The sequence below is a fragment of the Streptomyces sp. A2-16 genome, from assembly GCF_018128905.1.
GTDB lineage: Bacteria > Actinomycetota > Actinomycetes > Streptomycetales > Streptomycetaceae > Streptomyces.
Window position 1 is genome coordinate 1439284 of the sequence record NZ_CP063808.1, and the last position, 24844, is coordinate 1464127.

Sequence of the window (24844 nt, forward strand, 5' to 3'; positions counted from 1 at the left end):
GGCGCGGCGTGGGACGCCACAGTCGACGCGGGCCCGCTCCCAAAAAGGGGCCCGACACAGGCAGTTCACCGGTCAAGAGCGGCACGGGCCAGGCGGGCGCCGAGGGAGTACGGGGGCGCGAGTACGGGCCGCCGGGGTCGGTGCCGGGGGTTGGTCCGGGGCTGGGGGTTGGACCGGCCGGCGGGACGGTCGGGTACCGGGTGCCCGCGCAGGGCGGCGGCCCGAGACAGCCGGAGGGGGCGCCGGCGCGCGGCTTTCCTCGGCTTCCGGATGGGACGCCTGCGCATGGGTTTCCTCGGCTTCCGGATGGGACGCCTGCGCATGGGTTTCCTCGGCTTCCGGATGGGACGCCTGCGCATGGGTTCCCCCGGCTTCCGGACGGGACGCCTGCGCATGGGTTCCCCCGGCTTCCCGACGGGACGCCCGCCCAGGGCGTGCCGCGGGTTCGCGGTGGGCATCCCGAGCAGCGTGAATCCGGGCGTGGCTGGGGGGAGTTGAGCGGTCAGGGGCCGGGCGGCAACACCGCCGCCGGGCCGGGCACCGCTCCTCCGAGGCAGCGGCAGAGTCCGTCCGGAACGCGGTCGGGGCCGCGACAGGACTACGTCGACGCGTTCGACGACGACATCGACTTCTTCGCGCCCGGCGGCTCTCGCGGCCCCGGTGGTCCCCGCGGGCCCGTTCCCGCGAACGGGACCGTCAGAGGGGCCGGAGCGCCTGCCGCTGCGCATCTCTCCGCCGCTCATCGGTCCGACCCGTACGGCGCCACCGTCACCGACTGGCCCGACGACGACACCGGTGTCCACGCCGACACCGACGGCCGCCCCGACTCCGACGGCCAGCCACCCGCCGGCAGGCCCTCGGCGGGCAAGGGCGGCAAGGGCCGGGCCTTCACCGGCATCGCGGCCGCCGCGGTCGTCACCGTGCTCGCCGTCGTCGTGGCCGGGCAGGTCACCGACGGACGCGGTACCGCCGAGGGCGCGCAGTCCGCGACCGACCAGGCCCGGGACGCGCGGGACGCCGCCCCCGACGCGGCCGGGCAGCCGTCGCCCTCGTCCTCGGTCGCCGTGGCGCCGCTGACGTACGAGCAGAAGATGGACACGAAGTACCCGCTCAGTGCCAAGCTCCACGGCTCGGGGAAGTTCGACGCGATCCAGGGGGTCGACAAGGCGCCCGGCAAGGGACAGAAGTACACCTACCGCGTGGATGTGGAGCAGGGCCTCGGACTCGACGGCGAACTCTTCGCCGAGGCCGTGCAGAAGACGCTCAACGACGACCGCAGCTGGGCGCACGCCGGAGCCCGGACCTTCGAGCGCGTCTACTCCGGCAAACCCGACTTCGTGATCACGCTCGCCAGCCCGGGCACCACGGCCGACTGGTGCGCCAAGTCCGGGCTCGACACCACCGAGGACAACGTCTCGTGCGACTCGGCCGCCACCGAACGCGTGATGATCAATGCGTATCGCTGGGCGCAGGGATCAACCACATACGGTGATCGGATCCATCCGTACCGGCAAATGTTGATCAACCATGAAGTCGGCCACCGCCTCGGCTACTCCCATGTGACGTGCGACAAGAACGGCGAGCTCGCCCCGGTGATGCAGCAGCAGACCAAGTTCCTCGACCACGACGGGATCAAGTGCCGGGCCAACCCCTGGCCGTATCCGGGCAGTTGACGAGTGGCGCAAAGGTCACATTGACATGGGTTGATCCGGTCGTACATATTGCTGCGCATGTGGTCTAGTCATGCCGTCGAGAACAGCGCCGCCATTCGGCTGGCGCTCATCGGCGTGACCCCGCTCTGCGTGGCCGACATCCTCTGTCGCTGACGCCCGCCCCTCTGGCGCGCGCGTCGCGAATCCGCTTTTTCCCCGTGACCTGGGTCACGGCTTTTCGACGACCTGACGCCGGGGCAGACGTCCGTCCACTTTCGTCTCACCCTTCGTCAATCAGTCTCGCGATTCGAGACACATCATTTCGAGAGGTCGTCTCCGATGCGTCAACCGTCCCTCACAGCGCGCCGAGTGGCCGCGGTCTCCGTAAGCCTCGTTCTGGCAGCGGGCGCCGCCGCCTGCGGCCCTGAGGACAACGATGCCAAGAGCTCCGGTGGCGACTCCACGCCCCACAAGGGCGGCACCCTCACGGTCCTGAACTCCGACCCGCAGTCGGACTTCGACCCGGCCCGCCTGTACACCTCCGGCGGCGGAAACGTGCCTTCCCTGGTCTTCCGCACGCTCACCACCCGCAACCGCGAGAGCGGCGCCGAGGGCACCAAGGTCGTCCCCGACCTCGCCACCGACACCGGGCGCCCCAACAAGGACGCGACCGTGTGGACGTACACCCTGAAGAAGGGCCTCAAGTACGAGGACGGCACCGCGATCACCTCGGCCGACATCAAGTACGGCATCGAGCGGTCCTTCGCGCCCGAGCTGTCCGGCGGCGCTCCCTATCTGCGGGACTGGCTCGTCGGCGCGGCCGGCTACCAGGGGCCGTACAAGGACAAGAAGGGCCTCACGGCCATCGAGACGCCGGATGCCCGGACCATCGTCTTCCACCTGAACAAGCCCGAGGGCGAGTTCCCCTACCTCGCCACGCAGACGCAGTTCACGCCCGTCCCGAAGGCCAAGGACACCGGCACGAAGTACGAGGAGCACCCGATCTCGTCCGGCCCCTACAAGGTCGTCAGGAACGAGAACGACGGTGAGACCCTCCTCCTGGAGCGCAACACCTACTGGTCCGCCTCGACGGACGCCGAGCGCAAGGCGTACCCGGACAAGATCGACGTCAAGTCCGGGCTCGACTCCTCGGTGATCAACCAGCGGCTCTCGGCGTCCCAGGGGGCGGACGCGGCCGCGGTCACCACCGACACCAACCTCGGCCCGGCCGAGCTCGCCAAGGTGACCGGCGACAAGGAACTCGCGTCCCGCGTCGGCACCGGGCACTTCGGCTACACGAACTACATAGCGTTCAACCCGACGGTCAAGCCGTTCGACAACGTCAAGGTGCGGCAGGCCATCTCCTACGCCGTCGACCGTTCCTCCGTGGTGAACGCGGCGGGCGGTTCCGCGCTGGCCGAGCCCGCCACCACCTTCCTGCCGAACCAGAAGTCCTTCGGCTACGAGGCCTACGACCACTTCCCGGCGGGTGCGACCGGCAACGCGGCCAAGGCCAAGGAGCTGCTGAAGGAGGCCGGTTACCCGAACGGGCTGACCGTCACGCTGACCCACGACAACGCCCAGAACTTCAAGACCAGCCCCGAGATCGCGACCGCGATCCAGGACGCGCTCAAGAAGGCCGGCATCACGGTCAAGCTCCAGGGTCTTGAGGACAACAACTACTCCGACACCATCCACAGCGTGAAGACCGAGCCGGGCTTCTTCCTCTCCGCGTGGGGTGCCGACTGGCCCTCCGGCGGTCCCTTCCTCGCCCCGATCTTCGACGGCCGGCAGATCGTCAAGGACGGCGCGAACTTCAACTCGGGCCTGCTCAACGACAAGTCGGTCAATGCCGAGATTGACGCGATCAACAAGTTGACCGATCTCGACGCTGCCGCCAAGAGGTGGGGCGCACTGGACAAGAAGATCGGCGAGCAGGCGCTGACCGTGCCGCTGTTCCACCCGGTCTACAAGCGACTGGTCGGCAAGGACATCAGGAACGTCGTGATCAGCGACTGGACCGGTGTCCTGGACATCTCGCAGGTCGCGGTCAAGTAACCCGATGAGCGAGGCACTTGTCGCCACCGAGGTCCCCGAGGCAGCCGCCTCGGGGACCTCGGGGGCCCGTCAGTTCTGGCGGCGGCTGCGGGCGCAGCGCGCCGCCATGGTCGCGGCCGCCGTGGTCGCGCTGCTCGTCCTGGTCGCGCTCGCCGCGCCGCTGCTCACCGCGCTGGAGGGCCAGGACCCGACCACCTACCACCCCTCCCTGGTCGACTCCGCGCGCGGCGGAGTGCCCATCGGCTCGTTCGGCGGCATCAGCGGGGACCACTGGCTCGGCGTCGAACCGCAGACCGGACGCGACCTGTTCGCCCGCCTGGTGTACGGCGCCCGGGTCTCCCTCGGCGTCGCGCTGGGCGCCACCGCCGTACAGGTCCTCCTCGGTGTCGTCGTGGGTGTCGCCGCCGCGCTCGGCAACCGATGGGTTGATCAACTGTTGAGCCGGATCACCGACATCATCGTGGCGATGCCGTTGATGATCATGGCGTTGGCCCTGCTCGCGATCGTGCCCGAGAACTTCCCGAGGCCGATCCTGGTGGCGCTCATCATCGGCTTCGTCGCCTGGGGCACCATCGGCAAGATCGCGCGCGCCCAGACCCTCACCCTCAAGGAACTCGACTACGTGTCCGCCGCCCGGCTCAGCGGCTGGGGCATCTGGCGGATCGCCCGCCGCGAACTGCTGCCCGGCCTCGCCGCGCCCGTCATCACCTACGCGGCGCTGATGGTCCCGGCGAACATCAGCATCGAGGCGTCCCTGTCCTTCCTCGGCGTCGGCGTGAAGCCGCCCACCCCGTCCTGGGGACAGATGCTCTCCTCGGCCGACGTCTGGTACCAGGCGGCCCCGCAGTACCTGCTGCTGCCCGCGGCCGCGCTCTTCGCGACCGTGCTCGCCCTCACCGTCCTCGGCGACGGCGTCCGCACCGCCCTCGACCCGCGCGCGGCCTCCCGCCTGCGCGTCGGCACCGGCCGCAGGCAGGAGTCCAAGGCGGGCGAGTCCAAGGCGGGCGAGTCCAAGGCGGGCGAGCCCAAGGCGGGCGAGTCCAAGGCGGGCGAGCCCTGGGCCGGCGAGGCCGGCGAGTCCAGGGCCGGCGGGACCGAGACGGGCAAGGAGGCCACGTCATGAGCGGCTTCGCGGGCTTCGCCGTACGCCGGATCGTGAGCGCCGTCCTCACCCTGCTCGCGCTCTCGGTCATCATCTACGTCGTCTTCTACGCCACCCCCGGCAACGTCGCCCAGATCACCTGCGGCCCGCGCTGCTCGCCGGAACAGGTCCACCAGGTCGCCCAGCAACTCCGGCTCGACGACCCGCTCCACCTGCGCTACTGGCATTTCCTCCAGGGCATCGTCGTGGGCCACGACTACTCCACCGGCACCTCCGTCGAGCACTGCTCGGCGCCCTGCCTCGGGCTGTCGTACCAGAGCGACCAGCAGGTCACGCAGATCATCCTGAACAAGCTGCCCGTCAGCCTGTCCCTGGTGATCGGCGGCATGGTGCTCTGGCTGCTGCTGGGCGTCGGCACCGGCGTGCTCTCCGCCTGGCGGCGCGGCCGGTTCACCGAGCGCGCGCTGACCGGCATCACCCTCGCCGGCGTCGCCACGCCCGTGTTCGTCATCGGCCTCGTCCTGATGATCGTGGTCTGCGGACAGCTGGAACTGCTGCCCTTCCCCGAGTACGTCCCCTTCTCCGACGACCCCGAGCAGTGGATGTGGGGCCTGCTGCTGCCCTGGGTGACGCTCGCCCTCGGCGAGGCGGCCTACTTCGCCCGGCTGACCCGGGCCTCGATGCTCGAGACGCTCGCCGAGGACCACATCCGCACCTTCCGGGCCTATGGCGTCGGCGAGCGGTCGATCGTCGGCCGGCACGCCCTGCGCGGCGCCCTGGCACCGATCATCGCCCTGAACGCCAACGACTTCGGCAGCGCGGTGGGCGGGGCTGTCCTCATCGAGTCGCTGTTCGGCCTGCCCGGCATCGGTCAGGAGCTGGTCCACGCCGTCACCGTCGTCGACCTTCCGGTCGTCGTCGGCATGGTCCTGGTCATCGGCTTCTTCGTGGTGCTCGCCAACGCCGTCGCGGACGTCCTGTACGCGGTGGCCGACCGACGGGTGGTGCTCGCATGAGTCTCGTCCACGTCACCGACCTGACCGTCGAGTTCGGCGACCTGCGCGCCGTCGACGGCCTCTCCTTCCGCCTGGAGCAGGGCGCCGCCCTCGCCCTCGTCGGCGAGTCCGGCTCCGGCAAGTCCACCGTCGCCTCGGCCCTGCTCGGGCTGCACCGCGGCACGGGCGCGCGCGTGAGCGGCTCGGTCGAGGTCGCCGGAGCGGACGTACAACGGGCCTCGGACGAGGAACTGCGGCGGCTGCGGGGCGCGAAGGCCGCGATGGTCTTCCAGGACCCGCTGTCGTCCCTGGACCCCTACTACGCGATCGGCGACCAGATCGCCGAGGTGTATCGCGTGCACACGCGTGTGTCGCGACGGAACGCACGCGCGCGTGCGGTGGAGGTGCTCGGCCGGGTCGGAATCCCGGACCCGGTACGGCGCTCCCGGTCCCGTCCCCACGAGTTCAGCGGCGGCATGCGGCAGCGCGCCCTCATCGCGATGGCGCTCGCCTGCGAACCCGACCTGCTGATCGCCGACGAGCCGACCACCGCGCTCGACGTGACCGTCCAGGCCCAGATCCTCGACCTGCTGCACACCCTGCGCCAGGAGACCGGCATGGGCCTGCTGCTCGTCACGCACGACGTCGGAGTCGCCGCCGAGAGCGTCGACGACGTGCTCGTCATGAGGCACGGGAAGGCCGTCGAGCACGGACCGGTCGCCGACGTGCTCGGGGCGCCGACACAGCCGTACACGCGCGAACTGCTCGACGCGGTCCCGCGCGTGGACGCGCCCCGTGCACCCTCCCGGGCCTCCGGCCAGGCGGTACTCGAAGCGACGGGCCTGCGGCGCGAGTTCGGGCGCGGCAAGAAGGCCTTCGCGGCCGTCGACGACGTCTCGCTGACCGTCCACCGCGGCGAGACCCTCGGTGTCGTCGGCGAGAGCGGCAGCGGCAAGACGACGCTGGGACGGATGCTGGTCGGGCTGCTGGAGCCGACCGCGGGTCAGGTCCGCCACGACGGCCACGCGCGCGTGGGCCCGAACCCGGCCGTGCAGATGGTCTTCCAGGACCCCGTCTCCTCCCTCAACCCGCGCCGCAGCGTGGGCGAGTCGATCGCGGACCCGCTCCGCGCCCGGGGCGAGAGGGACGAGAAGCGGATCAGGGGGCGCGTGCAGGCACTCCTGGAGCGCGTGGAGCTCGAGGGGGCGCACTACGACCGTTACCCGCACGAGTTCAGCGGCGGCCAGCGCCAGCGCGTGGGCATCGCCCGGGCGCTCGCGGCCGACCCGCGCGTCATCGTCTGCGACGAGCCGGTCTCCGCGCTCGACGTCACCACCCAGGCCCAGGTGGTCGCCCTGCTCGGCGAACTGCAGCGGGAACTCGGACTCGCGCTGGTCTTCGTCGCGCACGACCTCGCCGTCGTACGCCAGGTCAGCGACCGCGTCGCCGTGATGCGCCGCGGCCGGATCGTCGAGTCCGGGCCCGCCGACGAGGTGTACGAGAACCCTCAGGACCCGTACACCAAGCAGCTCCTGGCCGCCGTACCGGCGCTCGATCCGCATATCGCGGCCCGGCGCAGGGCGGAGCGCCGGGAAGTGGCCGTGACCTGACGTTCCGTATCCGAATGATCTCTTAGCGCGACCGAACGCGACCCGCACCGGAAAGTTACGAGCGTTCACCCCTTTTGGTGGCGCGATGGACAACCGTCCATCGCGCCACCGCCTTGTCCGCATACGTTCGTCCCGCTGCGAGCCGCCGGGCCAACGGTGGCTCCTCATACGGGAGATCGGGGGTGCACTCGTGCGCATAGGACTGCTTACGGAGGGTGGCTATCCGTATGTGAGCGGTGACGCCAGGCTCTGGTGCGACCGGCTCGTGCGCGGGCTCGAGCAGCACGAGTTCGACATCTACGCGCTCAGCCGCAGCGAGCGCCAGGAGGACGAGGGCTGGGTCCAGCTGCCGCCGCAGGTCGGCAGGGTGATCACGGCCCCCCTGTGGACCGCGGAGGACGACGGGGTCGTGTACGGGCGGCGCGCGCGCCGTCGCTTCGCCGAGTCCTACGGCGAATTGGCCTCGGCGCTGTGCGAGGGAGGAGTCGGCGACGCCTCGGGGGAGTCGTCGGCCGCTGAGGCGGACCGTTTCGCCACCGCCCTGTACGGACTCGCCGAACTCGCCCGCGACGAGGGCGGGCTGGTGGGAGCGCTCCGCTCCGAGGCCGCCGTACGCGCCCTGGAGCGCGCCTGTCGCGCGCCCGGCGCCCGGCAAACGGCGCGTGCGGCGCGGGTACCGGATCTGCTCGCCGTGGCGGGACACCTCGAGCGCGCCCTGCGCCCCCTGTCGCTCGACTGGTACGAGGACGACGGCCTCGGCGCGGTCGACCTGTGCCACGCGGCCTCCGGCGGTCCTGCCGCACTGCCCGGGCTCCTCGCGCACCACTTCGCCGGTGTCCCGCTGCTGGTGACCGAGTACGGCGTACGGCTGCGCACGCACTACCTGGCCGACACCGAGGCCCCGCCCGCCGTACGGACCCTGCTCGCCGCCTTCCACGGCCGGCTGGCCACCGAGACGTATCGGCGGGCCGCCGTCGTCACGCCCGGCAACACCCACGCCCGCCGCTGGCAGGAGCGCTGCGGCGCCGACCGCGAGAAGATCCGCACGGTCTACCCCGGCATGGACGCCGCCCGCTTCACGGAGGTGGGCGAGTCCGCCGAGTGCGCCGATCCCGACACGCTGGTCTGGGTCGGCCGTGTCGAACCCGCCAAGGACCTCATCTCGCTGCTCCACGCCTTCGCGGAGATCCGCAAGGAGGAGCCCAAGACGCGCCTGCGAGTCGTCGGCGCGCCCACCGGCCCCGAGGGCGCGGCCTATCTGGGGCACTGCAAGGCGCTGGCCGCGCAGCTCTTCCCGGACGAGGCGGAGGGTCTGCACGCCGTCGGCGACAACCCCGTCTCCTTCGAGGAGATCGGCGGACCCGAGGTACCGACGCTCGCCGACGCGTACGCCTCGGGTGCGGTCACCGTCCTGTCCAGCGTCGTCGAGGGCTTCCCGATCGGCCTCGTCGAAGCCATGTTCTGCGGCCGGGCCACCGTGTCCACCGACGTCGGCGCGGTCGTCGAGGTCATCGGAGGCACGGGGCTCGTCGTTCCGCCGCGCAACCCCAAGGCGCTCGCGGAGGCGTGCGTGACGTTGCTGCGCGACACCGAGCGCCGTGAGCGCCTGGGTGCCGCCGCACGCGCCCGCGCGCTCGAACTGTTCACCGTGGAACAGAACATCACGGCATTTCACGGCATTTACCTCGACATCGTCTCGCGGACCCCGGTCCGCCGGGTCGTCCTGGACGGCACCGGCGAGCCCCTGCCCTTCGCCGCCCCCGCCGAGGCCCATGTACCCGGCCGCTGGACCGAGTCCAGCACCCGCGTGGTGGCCCGCGGCGGCCTCGGCTGGGCGGCGGGCCCGCCCGTCAGCGCGACACCGCCCTTCGCCGCCACGGAAGGAGCGACCGGATGAGCGACGTGGGACTCGACCGCCCCGGCACCCCGGGCAGCCCCGGCGCGTGGGACCCGGAGTCGGAGGAGTGGCTGACGGAGGGGACGGGCGCGGGCGCAGGGGACGGACGGGGGATGCGCGAGCGCGGGGCCGAGGGTGGTGGCGGCGGGGTGGGTACCGGGGGTGTGGGGAGTTCGGGGAGCGAAGAGAGCGCGGATGGCGTAGAGGGCTCCGATGAGTCCGGAGAGGCCGACGGGGGTGCGCCGGGCGACGCCGACGCGCTCACCGAGCCGGAGCTGTCCCACGGTGAGGGCACGGGAGAGGCGGACGCAGCCGTCCCCGAGGCTTCCGGAGATGCCGGTGCGAGTGCGGCCGGTGCTTCCCGAGATGCCGGTGCGAGTGCGGCGGAGCTTTCCCCAGACGCCAGTGCGCGTACGGCCGAGGTCTCCCGAGATGCCCGTGCGAATGCAGCCCAGGTTTCCGAGGACGTGGACCCCCACACCCCCTCGGCGCCCGCCCCCCGCGCCCCCGAGATCTCCACCGGCCTCAAGCCCTCCACCCCCGGCCCCGCCCGCCGTTCCACCGCCGACCCGGTGAAAGCCCTGATGCACCGTCACCGCGAGCTGTGCGAACGGGCCGTCGACCCCCTGGAGATCGCCGCGGGTCTGGAGGCCCACGGCGTCACCGACCGCACCGCCGTCCGCTTCCGGCACCGGGACGTCTTCTCCCTCGCCGAGGAGATGTACGCCCGCGTCCCGAGGGACGGCGAGACACCCCCGCCTCCCGCCACGGAGCGGACACCCCGGGCCCGCGCCGACTGGGCCCTGCTCACCCTCCTCCCCGGCGCCCTCTGCGCGGCCACGGTGGTCGGCATCCGCCTCACCGAGGGCCAGTCCCGCCTGGTCGCCGCCCTGGTGGGCTTCCTCGCCGTGTCCCTGGCCATGCGTACGGCGCTGTCCCGCGGCCCTCTCGGCACCGCTGACCGCGGCCCCACCACCGGCTCCTCCGCCTGGACGTACTGGCTCCTCGCCTACGCCGCCCTCGGCGACGGCCTGCTCGCGGCGGCGGTGACCGGCGGCCCCGACGCCCTGCCCACCGGCGCCGCCGACGCTCCCTGGCCCATGACCACGGCCCCCGTGCTCGCCCTGACCCTGTCCTGTGTCCCGGCGGCCTGGTCCGCCCACCTCTTCGCGGCCCGCGCCCGCCGCAAACTGGCCGTCAGCCGGGGTCTGGAGGACTTCGCGGCCTCCGTACGACCCCTGCTCCTGGGCACCTTCGCCCTGTACCTGTGTGCCCTGACCGCCCTCGCGGCCCTGTCCGGCGCCGCCCTGGGCGAGCTCGCCGCCCGCCCCCAGGTCATCGCCCTCGGCGCCCTCCTCTACCTCGCCCGTCTCCTCACCGTCCACGGCTTCACCCACGCCCCCTCGGTGGTCCTCACCGCGGCCACGGCAGCCCAGGGGACGGCCCTGGCCTCGGCGTTCGCCTCCCGCCTGCCGGGGTGCGGCTTCCTGGCCGCACCGGTGGATGCCCTCGTGGACCTCTGGGGCCCGGGCGGCATCCAGACCCTGTCCTGCGGGCTCGGCGCCCTGGCCCTGCTCATCCACGGCGCCCGCAAGCTGACGAGGGCGTCGGCCCACGCCCGGACGGAGGCCCCGTGCTGACCCGCCCCCGAGCCACGCATCCGCCGTAGGGGCCGGGCCCGCCCGCCGTGGACGGCAACCGCCCACGCTCCGTGACGGAGCCCCCGGACCGCCTGGGGCGCAGCCTCAGGGCCGCCGGGGCGTGACCCTCCACCCGCCGCGGGGCCGGCCGTCCGAGCGCCGTTGGCGCGATCACCCGGCCGCGGCGGGCGTCACGTTCCACCCGCCCCTGGGCGAGCCCGCCCCGCCGACCTCGCAGATACCGCAGCACGCTCCCGGCCCCACCGCCGGAGGCACCTCGCAAGTCCCTCCCGAAGGAGAACCCGCAATGACCACCTCCCGACCCGCCCCCAAGGCCCCGGGAGCAGCCCGATGAGAGTCCTGCTGATCGGAGCCAACGGCTACCTCGGCCGCTTCGTCGCCGACCGTCTGCTCGCCGACCCCGCCGTCCAGCTCACCGCCCTCGGCCGCGGTGACGACGCCGACGTCCGCTTCGACCTCGCGTCCGGCAGCCCCGGCGCCCTCACCCGCTTCCTCGACGCGGTCCACCCGGGTGTCGTCGTCAACTGCGCGGGCGCCACCCGCGGCGGCGCACGCGAACTCACCCGCCACAACACGGTCGCCGTCGCCACCGTCTGCGAAGCCCTGCGGCGCAGCGGCTGCGGGGCCCGTCTGGTGCAGATCGGCTGCGGCGCCGAGTACGGTCCCAGCCAGCCCGGTTCCTCCACGGCCGAGGACGCCGTCCCGCGCCCCGGCGGACCGTACGGCGTCAGCAAACTCGCCGCCACCGAACTCGTCCTGGGCTCCGGACTGGACGCGGTCGTCCTGCGCGTCTTCTCACCGGCAGGCCCGGGCACCCCTGCCGGCTCCCCGTTGGGCCGTCTCGCCGAGGCCATGCGCCGGGCCATGCAGTCCGGCGACGGCGAGCTGAAGCTCGGCGGCCTCGGCGCCCAGCGCGACTTCGTCGACGTCCGCGACGTGGCCCGGGCCGTCCACGCGGCCTCGCTCTCCGCCGCGCAGGGAGTCATCAACATCGGCTCCGGCCGTGCCGTCCGCCTCCGCGACGCCGCCGCCGTCCTGGCCCGGGTCGCCGGATACGGCGGCGCCCTCCACGAACTCGACGGCCCCCAGGGCCCGCTGAGGGCGTCCATCGGCCACCCCCGCTCCGAGCCCGACCACGCGGCACCGGTCGCGTACCCGTACCCCGACGGCTGCGGGAGTTGGCAGCAGGCCGATGTCCGCACCGCGCGCGACCGGCTCGGCTGGCGCCCCCGCATCAACCTCGAAGAGTCCCTCGCCGACATCTGGATGGAGGCGGCATGCCGCATCTGACCAGCACGAAGACAAGCGCGTCGAGCACCGAACTGCGCACCGGACTCGGCGTCCCCGGCTTCGCCCACCCCCTGGTCGCCCCCGCCGAATGGGCCGAACTGGCCCGCCCGGGCACCCCGCTGCACTGGGCCGTGCTCGACGTCGCCGACGGCCCGGGCGCCCGCCCCGACCCGCACTGCCTCGAAGCGGCCGGCCGGCTGCGCAATACGGGCGTCCGCGTCCTCGGCCGCCTCGACGCGATCCGCGGGGCCCGCGCCCACGGCGAGATCGTCTCCGAGGCCCACCGCTACCTCGACTGGTACCGGGTCGACGGCTTCCTCCTGGACCGCTGCCCGACCGAACGCGACACCCTCCCCGGGGTCCGCCGCACCGTCACCGCGCTCCGCGCGGTTCGTGACGATGCCCACATCGTCCTCGGCCACGGCACCCACCCCCACCCCGGCTACGCCGAGAACGCCGACCAGTTGGTGACCTTCTCCGGTCCTTGGAGCGACTACCGCTGGTCGCAGGTGGCCGAGTGGACCGCCGACTACCCGCCCGACCGCTTCTGCCACCTCGTGCACGGAGTGCCCGGCCCGCACCTCGAGGAGGCCCTGCGGATCGCGCGCTGGCAGGGCGCCTCGACGATCTGGTTCACCGACCGCACGGACCGCGGCGGCCGCGTCGACCCCTGGGAGACCATGCCCGGCTACTGGGACGAAATCGTCTCGCGGATCGGAACGGGTGTCTCGGAATGAAGAAGCCCATGGCAGTGTTACGGAGAGAACAACCGTAGTGATTTCCCGACCAACGGAGTCCCCGTGTCGCTGCCACCCCTGGTCGAGCCCGCTGCCGAGCTCACCGTAGACGAGGTCCGCAGGTACTCCCGCCACCTGATCATCCCCGATGTCGGGATGGACGGGCAGAAGCGGCTGAAGAACGCCAAGGTGCTCTGTGTGGGCGCCGGCGGCCTGGGCTCGCCGGCGCTGATGTACCTGGCCGCGGCGGGCGTCGGCACGCTCGGCATCGTGGAGTTCGACGAGGTCGACGAGTCGAACCTGCAGCGCCAGATCATCCACAGCCAGGCCGACATCGGCCGCTCCAAGGCCGAGTCCGCGCGCGACTCCGTCCTCGGCATCAACCCGTACGTGAACGTGATCCTTCACGAGGAGCGGCTCGAGGCCGACAACGTGATGGACATCTTCAGCCAGTACGACCTGATCGTCGACGGCACCGACAACTTCGCGACCCGCTACCTGGTCAACGACGCCTGCGTGCTGCTGAACAAGCCGTACGTCTGGGGCTCCATCTACCGCTTCGACGGCCAGGCCTCCGTCTTCTGGTCCGAGCACGGGCCCTGCTACCGCTGCCTGTACCCGGAGCCCCCGCCCCCCGGCATGGTTCCCTCCTGCGCCGAGGGCGGCGTCCTGGGTGTGCTCTGCGCGTCCATCGGCTCCATCCAGGTCACCGAGGCCATCAAGGTCCTCACCGGCACCGGCGAGCCCCTCGTCGGCCGCCTGATGATCTACGACGCCCTGGAGATGCAGTACCGCCAGGTCAAGGTCCGCAAGGACCCGAACTGCGCGGTCTGCGGCGAGAACCCGACCGTCACCGAGCTCATCGACTACGAGGCCTTCTGCGGCGTCGTGTCCGAGGAGGCCCAGGAGGCGGCCGCCGGCTCGACGATCACTCCCAAGCAGCTCAAGGAGTGGATCGACGACGGCGAGAACATCGAGATCATCGACGTCCGCGAGATCAACGAGTACGAGATCGTCTCCATCCCGGGCGCCAAGCTGATCCCCAAGAACGAGTTCCTCATGGGTACCGCCCTGGAGAGCCTTCCGCAGGACAAGAAGATCGTCCTGCACTGCAAGACGGGTGTCCGCAGTGCGGAAGTCCTCGCGGTCCTGAAGTCCGCGGGCTTCTCCGACGCCGTGCACGTCGGCGGCGGGGTGATCGGCTGGGTCAACCAGATCGAGCCCGACAAGCCGGTCTACTAGACCCGCACCTTCCCGGCAGGGGCTCGGCACCGCGTGTGCCGGGCCCCTTTCCGTCACTGCGCCCGGGCGCAGACCGTCCCGTCCCTCGGCACCGTGCCCTTGAGCAGGTACGCGTTCACCGTGCCGTCCACACAGTCGCTGCCGTTGCCGTACGCCCCGTGTCCCTCGCCCTTCCAGGTGAGCTCCACGCCGACCCCCTTGCCCAGCTCGTCCGCCATCCTCCGTGCGCCCTCGTACGGTGTCGCCGGGTCGCCCGTGTTGCCGATCACCAGCACCGGTGCCGCACCGGACGCGCTCACCTCCGGCGTCTCGTACTGCCCGGGCACCGGCCAGTCGTGGCACCAGCCGGCCGCGTCCCAGCCGAGGAAGGGGCCGAACACGGGGGAGATCCTCTCGAACTCCGGCAGCAGCCGCTTCGCCTGCGCGAGCGTCGGCCGCTGCTTGTCGTCCAAGCACGATATGACCCGTTGCGACTGCGGGAGCATGCCGTAACGCCCCGAGGAGTCGCGCTCGTTGTAGCCGTCGGCCAGTGCCAGCAGTTCGGAGCCGTCCCCCTGCTCGGCCGTGTCGAGAGCGCTGGTCAGCGAGGGCCAGCTGTCCTGGCGGTACAACGGCCAGACGATGCCGGTGAACGCGAGGACCTGGGTCAGCTTCCGCCCGGAGTAGGTGTCCAGCGGGTCCTTGTCGATCCGGTCCAGCAGGTCCGCGATCCTCCGGGTGCCCTGTCCGGGGTCCTGGCCAGTGGACTCGAGGTAGTTGTCGAGCGCGCGCTGGAAGCCGCGGGCCTGGTTCTTGCGGTGATCCACCGTGTCGGCACCGGGGTCCACGACCGCGTCGAGCACCAGCCGCCCCACGTTCTTCGGGAACAGGTGGGCGTAGACGCCGCCTAGTTCGGTGCCGTACGAGATGCCGAAGTAGTGGAGCCTGTCGTCGCCGAGGATGTGGCGCATCAGGTCCATGTCCCGCGCGGTGTCGGTGGTCGAGACATGGGCCAACAGGTCGCCCATGTCCTTCGCGCAGCCCCGGGCGAAGTCGGTGGCGTCCCGGAGGTACGCCCGCTCCTCGGCCGGGGTGTCCGGCGTGGGGTCCACCGCCTCGGCGGCCTGGGTCTCCTTGTCGCTGCGGCAACGGACGCCCTCGCTCGCGCCGACCCCGCGCGGGTCCCAGCTCACCAGGTCGTACCGCTCGCGCAGCAGCGAGACGGTGGCGGCGTACCCGGGCATTCCGGTGACACCCGAGGCGCCGGGCCCGCCGAAGTTGAACAGGAGCGAGCCGATGCGGTCGCCGCCTCGGGCCTTGGAGCGGATCAGTGCGAGGTCGATCGTCCCGCCGTCCGGCTTCGACCAGTCGAGCGGCACCTTCAGCGTCGCGCACTGCCAGTCCCTGCCGGGTGCGGAGGCGTTCGCGGTGGCCTTGCAGCGCTCCCAGTCGAGCTTCTGCGAGGTCAGCGCGGCGGGCAGTGCCTTCGCGCCGGTCGTGGTGGGTCTTGCGCTGCCCGACCGCTGCTCCCCCTCACCGCCGCCGGACGTGCCGCCGCTGCAGCCGGCCGCCAGCAGCGCGGCCGCGGCGGTCGCGGCCGCCCACCGTACGAAACGCCCCATTCCCGTCCCCCTCCCAAGCCGTCCGCGCCGAGTCACGAACGTCGGTCCGGCCATGGTAGGCCGATCACGTGGCACCCGTCCGAGCCTGTGGATAACCCTGTGACCAGCGGATTTCGTGGAGTTGAGGCGGTCCCGCGCTACGAGCAGACGGTCCCGGCCGACGGCACCTTCCCGGTGAGGAGATAGCCGTCCACCGCGTCCTGGACGCACTTGTTCCTGCTGTCGTACGCCCCGTGCCCCTGCCCCTTGTACGTCAGCTCGACCCCGACGCCCTCGCCGAGCGCCTCCACCATCTTCCGTGCGCCCTCGTACGGCGTCGCCGGGTCGCCGGTGTTGCCCACGACCAGGATCGGCGCCGAGCCGGTGGCGCGCACGTCGGGATGGTCGGCCGCTCCCGCCACCGGCCAGTCGGTGCAGGTCACCATCGACCAGGCCAGGAAGTCGCCGAACAGCGGTGACGCGGCGCGGAACTCCGGCAGCTTCCGCTCGACGTCGGCGGAGGTGTAGCGGGGCTTGTCGTCGGCGCAGTTGATGGAGATGTTGGCCGCGGCGATGTTGCTGTACTCGCCGTTCTCGCTGCGCCCGTTCATCGAGTCGGACAGCAGCATGAGGACCCTGCCGTCACCGTCGTACGCCTGCTCCAGGCCCTCGGTGAGGTACTCCCAGAAGTCCTTCGAGTACAGGGCCTGCGCGATGCCGTTGGTCGCGGCGGTCTGGGTCAGCAGCCGCTGCCCGATGCCCGGGATCGGGTTCCTGTCGAGTTCCGCCAGCAGTTTCGCGATGCGGTTCCTGACGTCCTGCGCGGTGTCGCCGACGGGGCAGTCCGTGAGTTGCGAGGTGCAGTCCTCGGCGAAGTTGTCGAGCGCGAGCTGGAAGCCCTCGGCCTGTCCGAGCGAACCCTGCTCGCTGTTCTGAGTGGGGTCGACGACCGCGTCGAACACCGCGCGGCCCACGTTCTTCGGGAACAGGTGGGCGTAGACGCCGCCGAGTTCGGTGCCGTACGAGATGCCGAAGTAGTGGAGCTTGTCGTCGCCGAGGACCTGGCGCATCAGGTCCAGGTCGCGGGCCGCGTCGGTCGTGCGCAGATGCGGCAGTGTCTTCCGGGAGTTCTCCTCGCAGGCCGCGTTGAACTCCTTGGTGTTGTTCAGCAGCGCGGTGCGCTCGGCGGAGGTGTCAGGGGTCCCGTCCTGCTCGAAGTACACGTCGAGCTGGAGGTCGTTCAGACACTCCACCGGGGCGCTGCGGCCGACTCCGCGCGGGTCGAAGCTCACCAGGTCGTAGCGGGTACGCAGCTTCGCGTACTCCGAGCCGAAGGCGGGCAGGGTGGTGACGCCCGAGCCGCCGGGGCCGCCGAAGTTGAAGACGAGCGAGCCGATGCGCTTGTCCTCGGCGCCGCTGGCCTTCGCCCTGATCAGCGCGAGTTTGATCGTGTCGCCCTTGGGCTCGGCCCAGTCGAGCGGCGCCTTGAGGGTGGCGCACTGCCATGCGTCGCCGCCGGGCAGCGGTGAGGGTGCGTCTCCGCCGCCCTCGGCCCGGGAGGGCGCCGGGCAGTCCTTCCAGCTCAGTTCCTGGGCCGAGAGGTCCTCGTCCTGGGAGTCGCCGCCGCAGCCCGCCAGCGCGGAGGCCAGCAGGACGGCGGTGGCGGTCAGGGCGGCGCCGCGCAGGCGAGGGGCGTTCGGCATGTACCCATCCTGCGCTCACGCGTGCGTGGACGCTCGGGGCGCGAGCCGTAAGGGGTACCTGTTCCGGCCGGGGCAGGACGGACTACAGGGCGCCCTTGCGCGACAGCTGGTTGAAGGCCAGCCATCCCGGCAGCACCGGCAGCCAGAGCGTCAGCAGACGGAACAGCAGGACGGCCGGTGCCGCGACCTCCTTGGGGAGTCCCACCGCGATCAGACCGACCGTCAAAGTGGCCTCCACGGCGCCCACACCGCCCGGTGTCGGGGCGGCCGAACCGAGCGCGTTGCCGGCGAGGAAGACGACGGCGACGCTGGCGATGCTGAGCGACGTCCCCTCCTGGCCGAAGGCGCGGATCGAGGCGTCCAGGCACATCACGAAGCAGGCCGTGAGCAGCAGCATGCCGCCGATGCCGGTGACCAGCTTCTGCGGCCGCTGCAGCACGTCCAGCATGCGCGGCACGACACCCGCGAAGAGCGACCTCACGCGCGTGACGACGAATTTCCTGAGGAACGGCACCGAGGTGACGACGAGCACGAGCACCGCCACCGTCAGCAGACCCGCGATGACGGTCCGGGACGGCGACAGCGACGGTGTCTTCTCGGTACCGGTCAGATAGCCGAAGGACAGCAGCATCAGGATGTGGCAGCCGAGCCCGAACAACTGCGAGGCACCGACGCTCGCCACCGCGAGACCCGGCCGCACCCCCTGACGTTGCAGGAAGCGCGTGTTGAGCGCCACACCGCCCACCGCGGCCGGTGCGACGATCTTCACGAACGAGCCGGCGACCTGGGCCGCCACCGTCCGCAGGAACCCCACCCGCTCGGGCACGAAGCCCAGCAGCGCCATGGCCGCGGCGAAGTAGCTGCACGCCGAGAACAGCACGGCCGCGGCGACCCAGCCCCACTCGGCGTTCTCGATGAGCGGCCCGAACTCGATGTGGGTGAGCTGCGTCAGCAGGAAGTACGCGCCGATGGCACCTGCGATGAAGCTGATCAGGGTGCGCGGCTTGACCCGTTCCAGGCGGGCCGGTTCGACCGGCGCCTGCGGCCTGATCAGCAGCACCTGGTGGCGGATCTGCGTCAGCAGGTCCTCCTCGCGCGACTCCTCGATGGCCTCGTCGATGGCCCGCTTCTCCGCCCGGGCCTCCGCCTTGACGGTCTTCTTGTCGGGCTTCTCGAGTACGGGCCTGGCGTCCTCCGACGCTTCCTCCAGACGGGCCTGCTTGGCCTGCTGGGATGCCTCCAGGACGGCCTCGCGCTCGCGCTGGGCCCGCTCCCGGGCCAGTCGGCGCAAGGTCGCGCGCGTGGAGCGCGTCAGCGCGATCGGCTGCAGCATCGGCAGACAGTCGGCCACGGCGTCGGGGCCGAGGATGCCGACCGCCGAGGCCACCGCGCGTTCCGCGCCCGCCAGCAGCCCCAGGGTCGTCACCAGCTGGGCGACGTCCATGCGCAGCAGCAGGGTGCTGGCCGCGATCTCGCCGCCGCGCAGATCGGTGAGGATCACCGCGCCGGAACGATCCACCAAGATCGCGTCACCCGCGAGCCTGCGGTGCGCGATGCGCCGCGACTGCAGTGCCTGCACCTGACGCCAGGTGTTGCGCAGCAGTTCGTCGGTGATCTCGTCCTCGGCCAGCGACTCGAGCGTGCGCCCGCCGGTGTGCTCGTAGACCAGCATCACGGCGTCGGGACCGAGTTCGGAGGTGGCGATCAGCTTGGGTGCGTTGGCGCCGGCCGCGATCGCCGCGTAGGCGAGCAGCGCCTCCTGCTCCAGTGCCTGCCTGAGCGACTGGAGGCTGCTGCGGGTGGCGAAGCCGCGCAGGGTGAGGTTGCGGTACACGCGGTAGAAGAAGCCCTGCGCCTGCTGCTCCCGGTCGACCACCGTCACGTCCAGCGGCGGCCCGTCCTCCAGGGTGACGAAGTAGCGTCTGCCGCGGTCGCCGTTCTCCGCGGACTCCGAGACCTCCTCGCGGGCCGCGCTGACCGGGTGGAAGCCGACGGTCCTGAGGCCCGCCATCAGCGTCTGCCCGGTGGGCCGGACATTGGGCGAGCCGACCGCGTACAGCGTGCCGTAGGCGACCGTCCAGCCGATCAGCACCGTCAGGATGATCGAGAACGGTGTGGTGTAGCCGGTGACGAGCATCGAGAACGCGTCGAGCATCAGCACGATCCACAGCACCGCCCGCCAGCGCGGCCTGCGGGACATGCCGACGGCCGTCATGTAGGCGATGACAGGTGCCAGATAGCCGTGCACGGGATCGGTGAGGGCGTGGATGTCACCGGGGGAGGGCTGGGTGAGCGCCTCTTGGATCGAGTGCGGTGCGGCCTTGGCGACCCACAGGTCGGTGGCGAGCGTCACACCGTGGGCGAGGACCGCGGCGAGCACACCGTCGGCGATCCGCAGCCCGTCGCGCTTGATGAGCCGTTCGATCGCGAACGCGACCGGCACCAGGAGGATCGCGATGCTGGAGGCGAGGCCGGCGATCTTGATGAGCAGGTCGGGCGCCTGCCCGGTGCCCTTGTTGATGTCCTGTTCGAGACCCGAGGTGGTGCCGTGCGCGAACGCGGCGATCGCCAGCAGGATCACGACGGCCAGCACTCCGACCAGCAGTCGCATGAGGTCGGAGGGCCGGTGCACGCGCGCGGGAAGCAGTGGTTCGTCGCGCTCGACCTCGTCGACGTGCGCCTCTTCGGCGTCGGCGGTGTCGGGGCGCGACGAAGCGTCAGAGGTGCTCTCGGCGTCCTCCGGGTGCACACCCTGTGGCGTCATCGTCTCTTCTTGATCTCGTATCACCAGTCACCGCCCGCACGATGGTGGCATGCCCCACCGACACACGAGGGTGTCAGGGTGCACATGCGGGGGCGCACAGTCTGCCCGAAGCGCCGTCCCTGGGCGAGGGATACGCACGGTCGCGAGCCCGTCACATTGTCGGTGGCGTGGGGCAGGATGGGGCGGATGAGCGAGCAGAGCCTTCCTCAGGACGCCCACCCGGAGTATCCGGACGCGCTGCCGGAGTACGCCGAGCGGGTCCTCGACGTCGCCGAACGCATTCCGCCCGGGCGCGTCATGACGTACGGCGATGTCGCCGAGTGGCTGGAGGAGGGCGGCCCCCGCCAGGTGGGCCGGGTGATGGCCCTGTACGGGTCGCCCGTGCCGTGGTGGCGTGTCGTGCGTGCCGACGGGGTCCTGCTGCCGGGCCACGAGCTCGAGGCACTCGGTCACTACCGCGTGGAGGGCACACCCCTGAAGGGCGCGAGCAGAGCCGCCGAGGGGCACCTGCCCCGCCTCGACATGAAGCGGGCGCGCTGGGACGGCGACGGACGCGCGGAGGGTCACACCTGACAGCTTCCGCCATCGTGCGGGCCCATGGGCACCCCCTGACCCGTACGGGGGAAACGGGGCACGTCCGAGGCATGGCGTACGTTCGTGAGGCGAGGGACGCACGGGTCGGCGGTGTCGTGAGTGGTTCGAGGGAAGAAGGGGAAGCCCTGCTTCCGCTCCACTCGTCGGCGTAGCGTCGGCTGCACGCGTCCCCCTCATCCCCCGTCCACCGCCCCCCACGCGCGGCGGGCCGCCCAACAGCACACCCACCAGGACCGGCGAACCACGTGAGCTCCTCTTCCTCCACCAGGCGTCTGTCGCACTCCCAGGTGCGACAGGGGGCCCGTGGCGCTTACCGACTGGTGCGTACCCCACCGGCCCGCGTGGATCCCCCTCGTCTTGACGCCGCCCAGCGCGCCGTGGTTGAGCACGGAAGCGGCCCTTTGCTCGTTCTTGCAGGTCCGGGCACCGGGAAGACCACCACGCTCGTCGAGTCGGTGGCCTCACGAATCGCCCGTGGAGGGGACCCCGCGCGCGTGCTCGTGCTGACGTTCAGCCGCAAGGCGGCCGTCGAGCTGCGCGACCGCATGGCGCTGCGCACAGGGGCGGCGCGCGCGCCGCAGGCGACCACCTTCCACTCGTTCTGCTACGCCCTGGTCCGCGCCCACCAGGACAGCGACCTGTTCGTGGAACCGCTGCGGCTGTTGTCCGGACCCGAGCAGGACGTGACCGTGCGTGAACTGCTCGCCGGCCAGCCCGACCTGGAACGGCTCGGCCTCGCGCACGTGCGCTGGCCGGACCAACTGCGGGCCTGCCTGACCACCCGCGGCTTCGCCGACGAGGTCCGCGCGGTCCTCGCCCGCAGCCGCGAACTGGGCCTCGGCCCTGGCGCCCTGGACGCCTTCGCCCGCCGTATCGGCCGCCCCGACTGGCGGGCCGCGGCGGCCTTCCTTGCCGAGTATCTCGACGTCCTCGACCTCCAGGGCGTGCTCGACTACGCCGAACTCGTCCACCGCGCGGTGCTCCTGGCCCGCCGCCCCGAGGTCGCCGAGCGACTCGCCGCCCAGTACGACGCCGTGTTCGTCGACGAGTACCAGGACACCGACCCGGCCCAGGTGCGGCTGCTGCAGGCCCTCGCCGGCGGCGGCCGCACCCTCGTCGCCTTCGGCGACCCCGACCAGTCGATCTACGCGTTCCGGGGCGCGGACGTGAACGGCATCCTCGACTTCCCGTACGCCTTCCCGCGCGCGGACGGCCGGGCTGCCCCCGTCGAGGTCCTGCGCACCTCCCGCCGCTCCGGAGCCGGCCTGCTGGCCGCGACCCGCCTGCTGACCCAGCGCATGCCCCTGACCCGGCTGCCGGCGCAGAAGGTTCGCGCCCACCGCGAACTCGCCCCGGTCCGCGAGGGCGGCCACGTCGAGGTCTTCACGTACCCCACCGCCGGCACGGAGCTGGACAACATCGCGGACATCCTGCGCAGGGCGCACCTGGAGGACGGTGTGCCCTGGGGTGAGATGGCCGTTCTGGTCCGCGCGGGCGCGCGCACGATCCCGACGGTGCGCCGCGCGCTCACCGCGGCCGGCGTCCCCCTGGACATCGACGGCGACGACCTGCCCCTGCGGCACGAACCGGCGGTGGCACCCCTGCTGACGGCCCTCCGGGCGGTGGCCTTGGCGGAGGCCGCGGGGGGTGCCGTACGGGTCGAGGAGGACGGCGCTTCCGACGCGTCCCGACGGGGGGCCGGCGACGACCTGCAGACAGTGGCCGGCGATGACCCGCAGGACGTCTCCGGCGAGGAGACACCGCAGGACGTGGCGTCGGTGTCCAGCGACGAGCCGCAGGACGTCCCCGACGACGAGGCACCGGACGAGACACCGCAGGACCCGGCCGCCGGACCGCAGGACGCCTCGGGCGAAGAACCGCGCCCCGCCTCCGGCGAAGAACTGCGCCTCGCCTCGGGCGAAGAACCGCACCCCGCCTCCGGCGAAGCACCGCACCCCGACTCGGACCAAGAACTGCCCCCCGCCTCGGGCGAAGAACCGCCCCCCGCCTCCGGCGAAGAACCGCACCACGCCACCGAGGACCCCTCGGCGGACACCGCCTGGCTCGACACGGAGACCGCCCTCACCCTCCTCGCGTCGCCCCTCGCCGGTATGGACGCCGCGGATCTGCGGCGCCTCGGGCGGGCCCTGCGGGACGAGGAGCGGGCCGCGGGCAACGCCCTGCCGCCGCCCTCCGACGTGCTGCTCGCGCGTGCCCTCGCCGAGCCCGAGCGTCTGGCCGTGCACGACCCCGCGTACGCGCGCGGGGCCCAGCGGCTCGGCGCGCTGCTCGGCAAGGCCCGGCGGCGCCTCGCGAACGGCGGCAGCGCCGAGGAGGCGCTGTGGGACCTGTGGGAGGGCACGCCGTGGCCCGGGCGTCTGGAACGGGCCGCCCGGCGCGGCGGCGCGGCAGGGCGCAACGCGGACCGCGATCTCGACGCCGTGTGCGCGCTGTTCGCGACCGCCGCGCGCGCGGAGGAGCGCACCGGAGGCCGCGGCGCCCTGAACTTCCTGGAGGAGATCGACGCCGAGGACATCGCCGCCGACACCCTCACCCGGCGCGCCGTACGCCCTGACGCCGTCCGCCTGATGACCGCGCACCGCTCCAAGGGCCTCGAGTGGCGCCTGGTGGTCGTCGCGGGTGTCCAGGAGGGCCTGTGGCCGGACCTGCGTCGCCGCGGCTCCCTCCTGGAGGCCGACCGCATCGGCCGCGACGGACTGGCCGAACCGCTCACCCCTGGCGCCCTGCTCGCCGAGGAGCGCCGCCTCTTCTACGTGGCCGCCACACGCGCGCGTGAGCGACTCGTGGTCACGGCGGTGAAGGCACCGGCCGACGACGGCGACCAGCCCTCCCGCTTCCTGACCGAACTCGGCGTCGAACCCAAGGACGTCACCGGCCGCCCCCGCCGCCCGCTGTCCGTCGCCGCCCTGGTCGCCGAACTCCGCGCCACGACGGTCGACCCACGGGTCTCGGACACCCTCAGGGAGGCCGCCGCGCGGCGCCTGGCCCGGCTCGCCGCCCTCGCCGACGAGGACGGCCGCCCGCTCGTGCCCTCGGCCCATCCCTACCGCTGGTGGGGCATGTTCGAGCCGACCGAGTCCAAGGTGCCGCTGCGCAACCGCGACCAGCCCGTTGTGCTCTCCGGCAGCGCACTCGACCAACTCGCCAACACCTGTGCCCTCCAGTGGTTCCTGGGCCGCGAGGTGAAGGCCGACGCGCCCGCGACGGTCGCCCAGGGCTTCGGCAACGTCGTGCACGTCCTCGCCGACGAGGTCGCCTCCGGGCACACCCCGGCCGACCTGGCCGTCCTCATGGAGCGCCTCGACTCCGTGTGGAACGCGCTCGCCTTCGACGCGCCCTGGAAGTCGGCGCAGGAGAAGGAGAACGCGCGCGTGGCGCTCGAACGCTTCCTGAAGTGGCACGTCATGGACCGCACCGGCCGCACACCGGTGGCCAGCGAGCACGACTTCGACGTCACCCTCGAGGCGGGCGAGGTCGAGGTGCGCATCCGCGGCCAGATGGACCGGGTGGAGGCCGACGGCGAGGGACGCGCGTACGTCGTCGACTTCAAGACCGGCAAGCAGCCCGTGAGTTCCGCCGAGGTGGAACACCACCCCCAGCTCGCCGTCTACCAGCTCGCCGTCCGCGAGGGCGCCGTCGACGAGGCCTTCGACGGCGTACGGCCCGAACCCGGCGGCGCCGAACTCGTCCAGCTGCGCCAGGGCGCCCCCAAGCGGGACGGCGGCGAGACCCTCCCCAAGGTGCAGGCACAGGAACCGCTGGAGGGGGAGTGGGTCGGCGACCTGCTCGCCACGGCGGCGGGAAAGGTCCTCGACGAACGGTTCACACCGAACGCGGGGCAGCACTGCTCCCACTGCGCCTTCCGGGCGTCGTGCAGCGCCCAGCCGGAAGGCCGGCACGTCGTGGAGTGACGTGGTCACGCCGGTGTGATCAGTCGC

16 protein-coding genes are annotated in these 24844 nt (G+C 72.1%); 13 read left to right on the forward strand and 3 right to left on the reverse strand.

Features of this window, described 5'->3' with window-relative positions:
* Positions 1–8: 8 nt before the first annotated feature.
* From IOD14_RS06715 to moeZ, 11 genes are all read left to right on the forward strand, one after another.
* Positions 9–1673: a DUF3152 domain-containing protein gene (locus tag IOD14_RS06715; protein ID WP_249125857.1), complete on the forward strand. Its 1665-nt coding sequence runs from the start codon at positions 9–11 to the stop codon at positions 1671–1673.
* 57 nt (positions 1674–1730) lie between these two features.
* Positions 1731–1826: an Ms4533A family Cys-rich leader peptide gene (locus tag IOD14_RS44860; RefSeq protein ID WP_348540880.1), complete on the forward strand. Its 96-nt coding sequence runs from the start codon at positions 1731–1733 to the stop codon at positions 1824–1826.
* Between the two features lie 165 nt (positions 1827–1991).
* Positions 1992–3710, forward strand: coding sequence for an ABC transporter substrate-binding protein (locus IOD14_RS06720; protein ID WP_212669867.1), 1719 nt, complete (start codon positions 1992–1994; stop codon positions 3708–3710).
* Between the two features lie 4 nt (positions 3711–3714).
* Positions 3715–4833, forward strand: coding sequence for an ABC transporter permease (locus tag IOD14_RS06725; protein WP_212669868.1), 1119 nt, complete (start codon positions 3715–3717; stop codon positions 4831–4833).
* On the forward strand, positions 4830–5828 hold the full coding sequence (locus IOD14_RS06730; protein WP_212669869.1) for an ABC transporter permease: 999 nt from the start codon (positions 4830–4832) through the stop codon (positions 5826–5828). The genes IOD14_RS06725 and IOD14_RS06730 overlap by 4 nt, the downstream gene beginning before the upstream one ends.
* Positions 5825–7417 carry an ABC transporter ATP-binding protein gene (locus IOD14_RS06735; RefSeq protein WP_212669870.1) on the forward strand — a complete coding sequence of 531 codons (1593 nt, stop codon included), beginning with the start codon at positions 5825–5827 and terminating at the stop codon, positions 7415–7417. Before IOD14_RS06730 ends, IOD14_RS06735 begins: the two co-directional genes overlap by 4 nt.
* Positions 7418–7607: 190 nt before the next feature.
* Positions 7608–9314, forward strand: coding sequence for a DUF3492 domain-containing protein (locus tag IOD14_RS06740; protein ID WP_212669871.1), 1707 nt, complete (start codon positions 7608–7610; stop codon positions 9312–9314).
* A 512-nt stretch (positions 9315–9826) separates the two neighbouring features.
* The gene (locus tag IOD14_RS06745) at positions 9827–10954 is read left to right on the forward strand and encodes a hypothetical protein (protein WP_249126251.1); all 1128 of its coding nucleotides are present in this window, start codon (positions 9827–9829) and stop codon (positions 10952–10954) included.
* Positions 10955–11305: 351 nt separating this feature from the next.
* Complete coding sequence (locus tag IOD14_RS06750) at positions 11306–12265, forward strand: NAD-dependent epimerase/dehydratase family protein (RefSeq protein WP_123991512.1); 960 nt, start codon at positions 11306–11308, stop codon at positions 12263–12265.
* Positions 12253–13002: a spherulation-specific family 4 protein gene (locus IOD14_RS06755; RefSeq protein WP_212669872.1), complete on the forward strand. Its 750-nt coding sequence runs from the start codon at positions 12253–12255 to the stop codon at positions 13000–13002. The genes IOD14_RS06750 and IOD14_RS06755 overlap by 13 nt, the downstream gene beginning before the upstream one ends.
* Positions 13003–13065: 63 nt before the next feature.
* A complete protein-coding gene (gene moeZ / locus IOD14_RS06760; protein ID WP_020136728.1) occupies positions 13066–14244 on the forward strand; it encodes an adenylyltransferase/sulfurtransferase MoeZ in 1179 nt (392 codons plus the stop codon).
* A gap of 53 nt (positions 14245–14297) precedes the next feature.
* Here moeZ and IOD14_RS06765 read toward each other — a convergent pair whose 3' ends face one another.
* The 3 genes from IOD14_RS06765 to IOD14_RS06775 all read right to left on the reverse strand — a co-directional run bounded on the left by IOD14_RS06765 (position 14298) and on the right by IOD14_RS06775 (position 20291).
* Positions 14298–15845, reverse strand: a complete 1548-nt coding sequence (locus tag IOD14_RS06765) for an alpha/beta hydrolase (RefSeq protein ID WP_123991514.1) — start codon at positions 15843–15845, stop codon at positions 14298–14300.
* Between the two features lie 137 nt (positions 15846–15982).
* A complete protein-coding gene (locus IOD14_RS06770) occupies positions 15983–17527 on the reverse strand; it encodes an alpha/beta hydrolase (RefSeq protein ID WP_212669873.1) in 1545 nt (514 codons plus the stop codon).
* A gap of 82 nt (positions 17528–17609) precedes the next feature.
* Positions 17610–20291, reverse strand: a complete 2682-nt coding sequence (locus IOD14_RS06775; RefSeq protein ID WP_123991516.1) for a lysylphosphatidylglycerol synthase transmembrane domain-containing protein — start codon at positions 20289–20291, stop codon at positions 17610–17612.
* A 186-nt stretch (positions 20292–20477) separates the two neighbouring features.
* Here IOD14_RS06775 and IOD14_RS06780 point away from each other — a divergent pair, with 186 nt between their 5' ends.
* Both IOD14_RS06780 and IOD14_RS06785 read left to right on the forward strand, forming a co-directional pair.
* Entirely contained in the window at positions 20478–20864 is a 387-nt protein-coding gene (locus tag IOD14_RS06780; protein WP_123991517.1) for an MGMT family protein, read from the forward strand.
* Between the two features lie 266 nt (positions 20865–21130).
* The gene (locus IOD14_RS06785) at positions 21131–24817 is read left to right on the forward strand and encodes a UvrD-helicase domain-containing protein (protein WP_212669874.1); all 3687 of its coding nucleotides are present in this window, start codon (positions 21131–21133) and stop codon (positions 24815–24817) included.
* Positions 24818–24844: the final 27 nt, after the last annotated feature.

Bases quoted from the DNA above. Each gene is read 5' to 3' on its own strand.
- IOD14_RS44860 (WP_348540880.1), top strand. From the start codon at position 1,731: ATGTGGTCTAGTCATGCCGTCGAGAACAGCGCCGCCATTCGGCTGGCG.
- IOD14_RS06780 (WP_123991517.1), top strand. From the start codon at position 20,478: ATGAGCGAGCAGAGCCTTCCTCAGGACGCCCACCCGGAGTATCCGGAC.
- IOD14_RS06770 (WP_212669873.1), bottom strand. From the start codon at position 17,527: ATGCCGAACGCCCCTCGCCTGCGCGGCGCCGCCCTGACCGCCACCGCC.
- IOD14_RS06725 (WP_212669868.1), top strand. From the start codon at position 3,715: ATGAGCGAGGCACTTGTCGCCACCGAGGTCCCCGAGGCAGCCGCCTCG.
- IOD14_RS06735 (WP_212669870.1), top strand. From the start codon at position 5,825: ATGAGTCTCGTCCACGTCACCGACCTGACCGTCGAGTTCGGCGACCTG.
- IOD14_RS06750 (WP_123991512.1), top strand. From the start codon at position 11,306: ATGAGAGTCCTGCTGATCGGAGCCAACGGCTACCTCGGCCGCTTCGTC.
- IOD14_RS06765 (WP_123991514.1), bottom strand. From the start codon at position 15,845: ATGGGGCGTTTCGTACGGTGGGCGGCCGCGACCGCCGCGGCCGCGCTG.
- IOD14_RS06720 (WP_212669867.1), top strand. From the start codon at position 1,992: ATGCGTCAACCGTCCCTCACAGCGCGCCGAGTGGCCGCGGTCTCCGTA.
- IOD14_RS06730 (WP_212669869.1), top strand. From the start codon at position 4,830: ATGAGCGGCTTCGCGGGCTTCGCCGTACGCCGGATCGTGAGCGCCGTC.
- IOD14_RS06755 (WP_212669872.1), top strand. From the start codon at position 12,253: ATGCCGCATCTGACCAGCACGAAGACAAGCGCGTCGAGCACCGAACTG.
- IOD14_RS06775 (WP_123991516.1), bottom strand. From the start codon at position 20,291: ATGACGCCACAGGGTGTGCACCCGGAGGACGCCGAGAGCACCTCTGAC.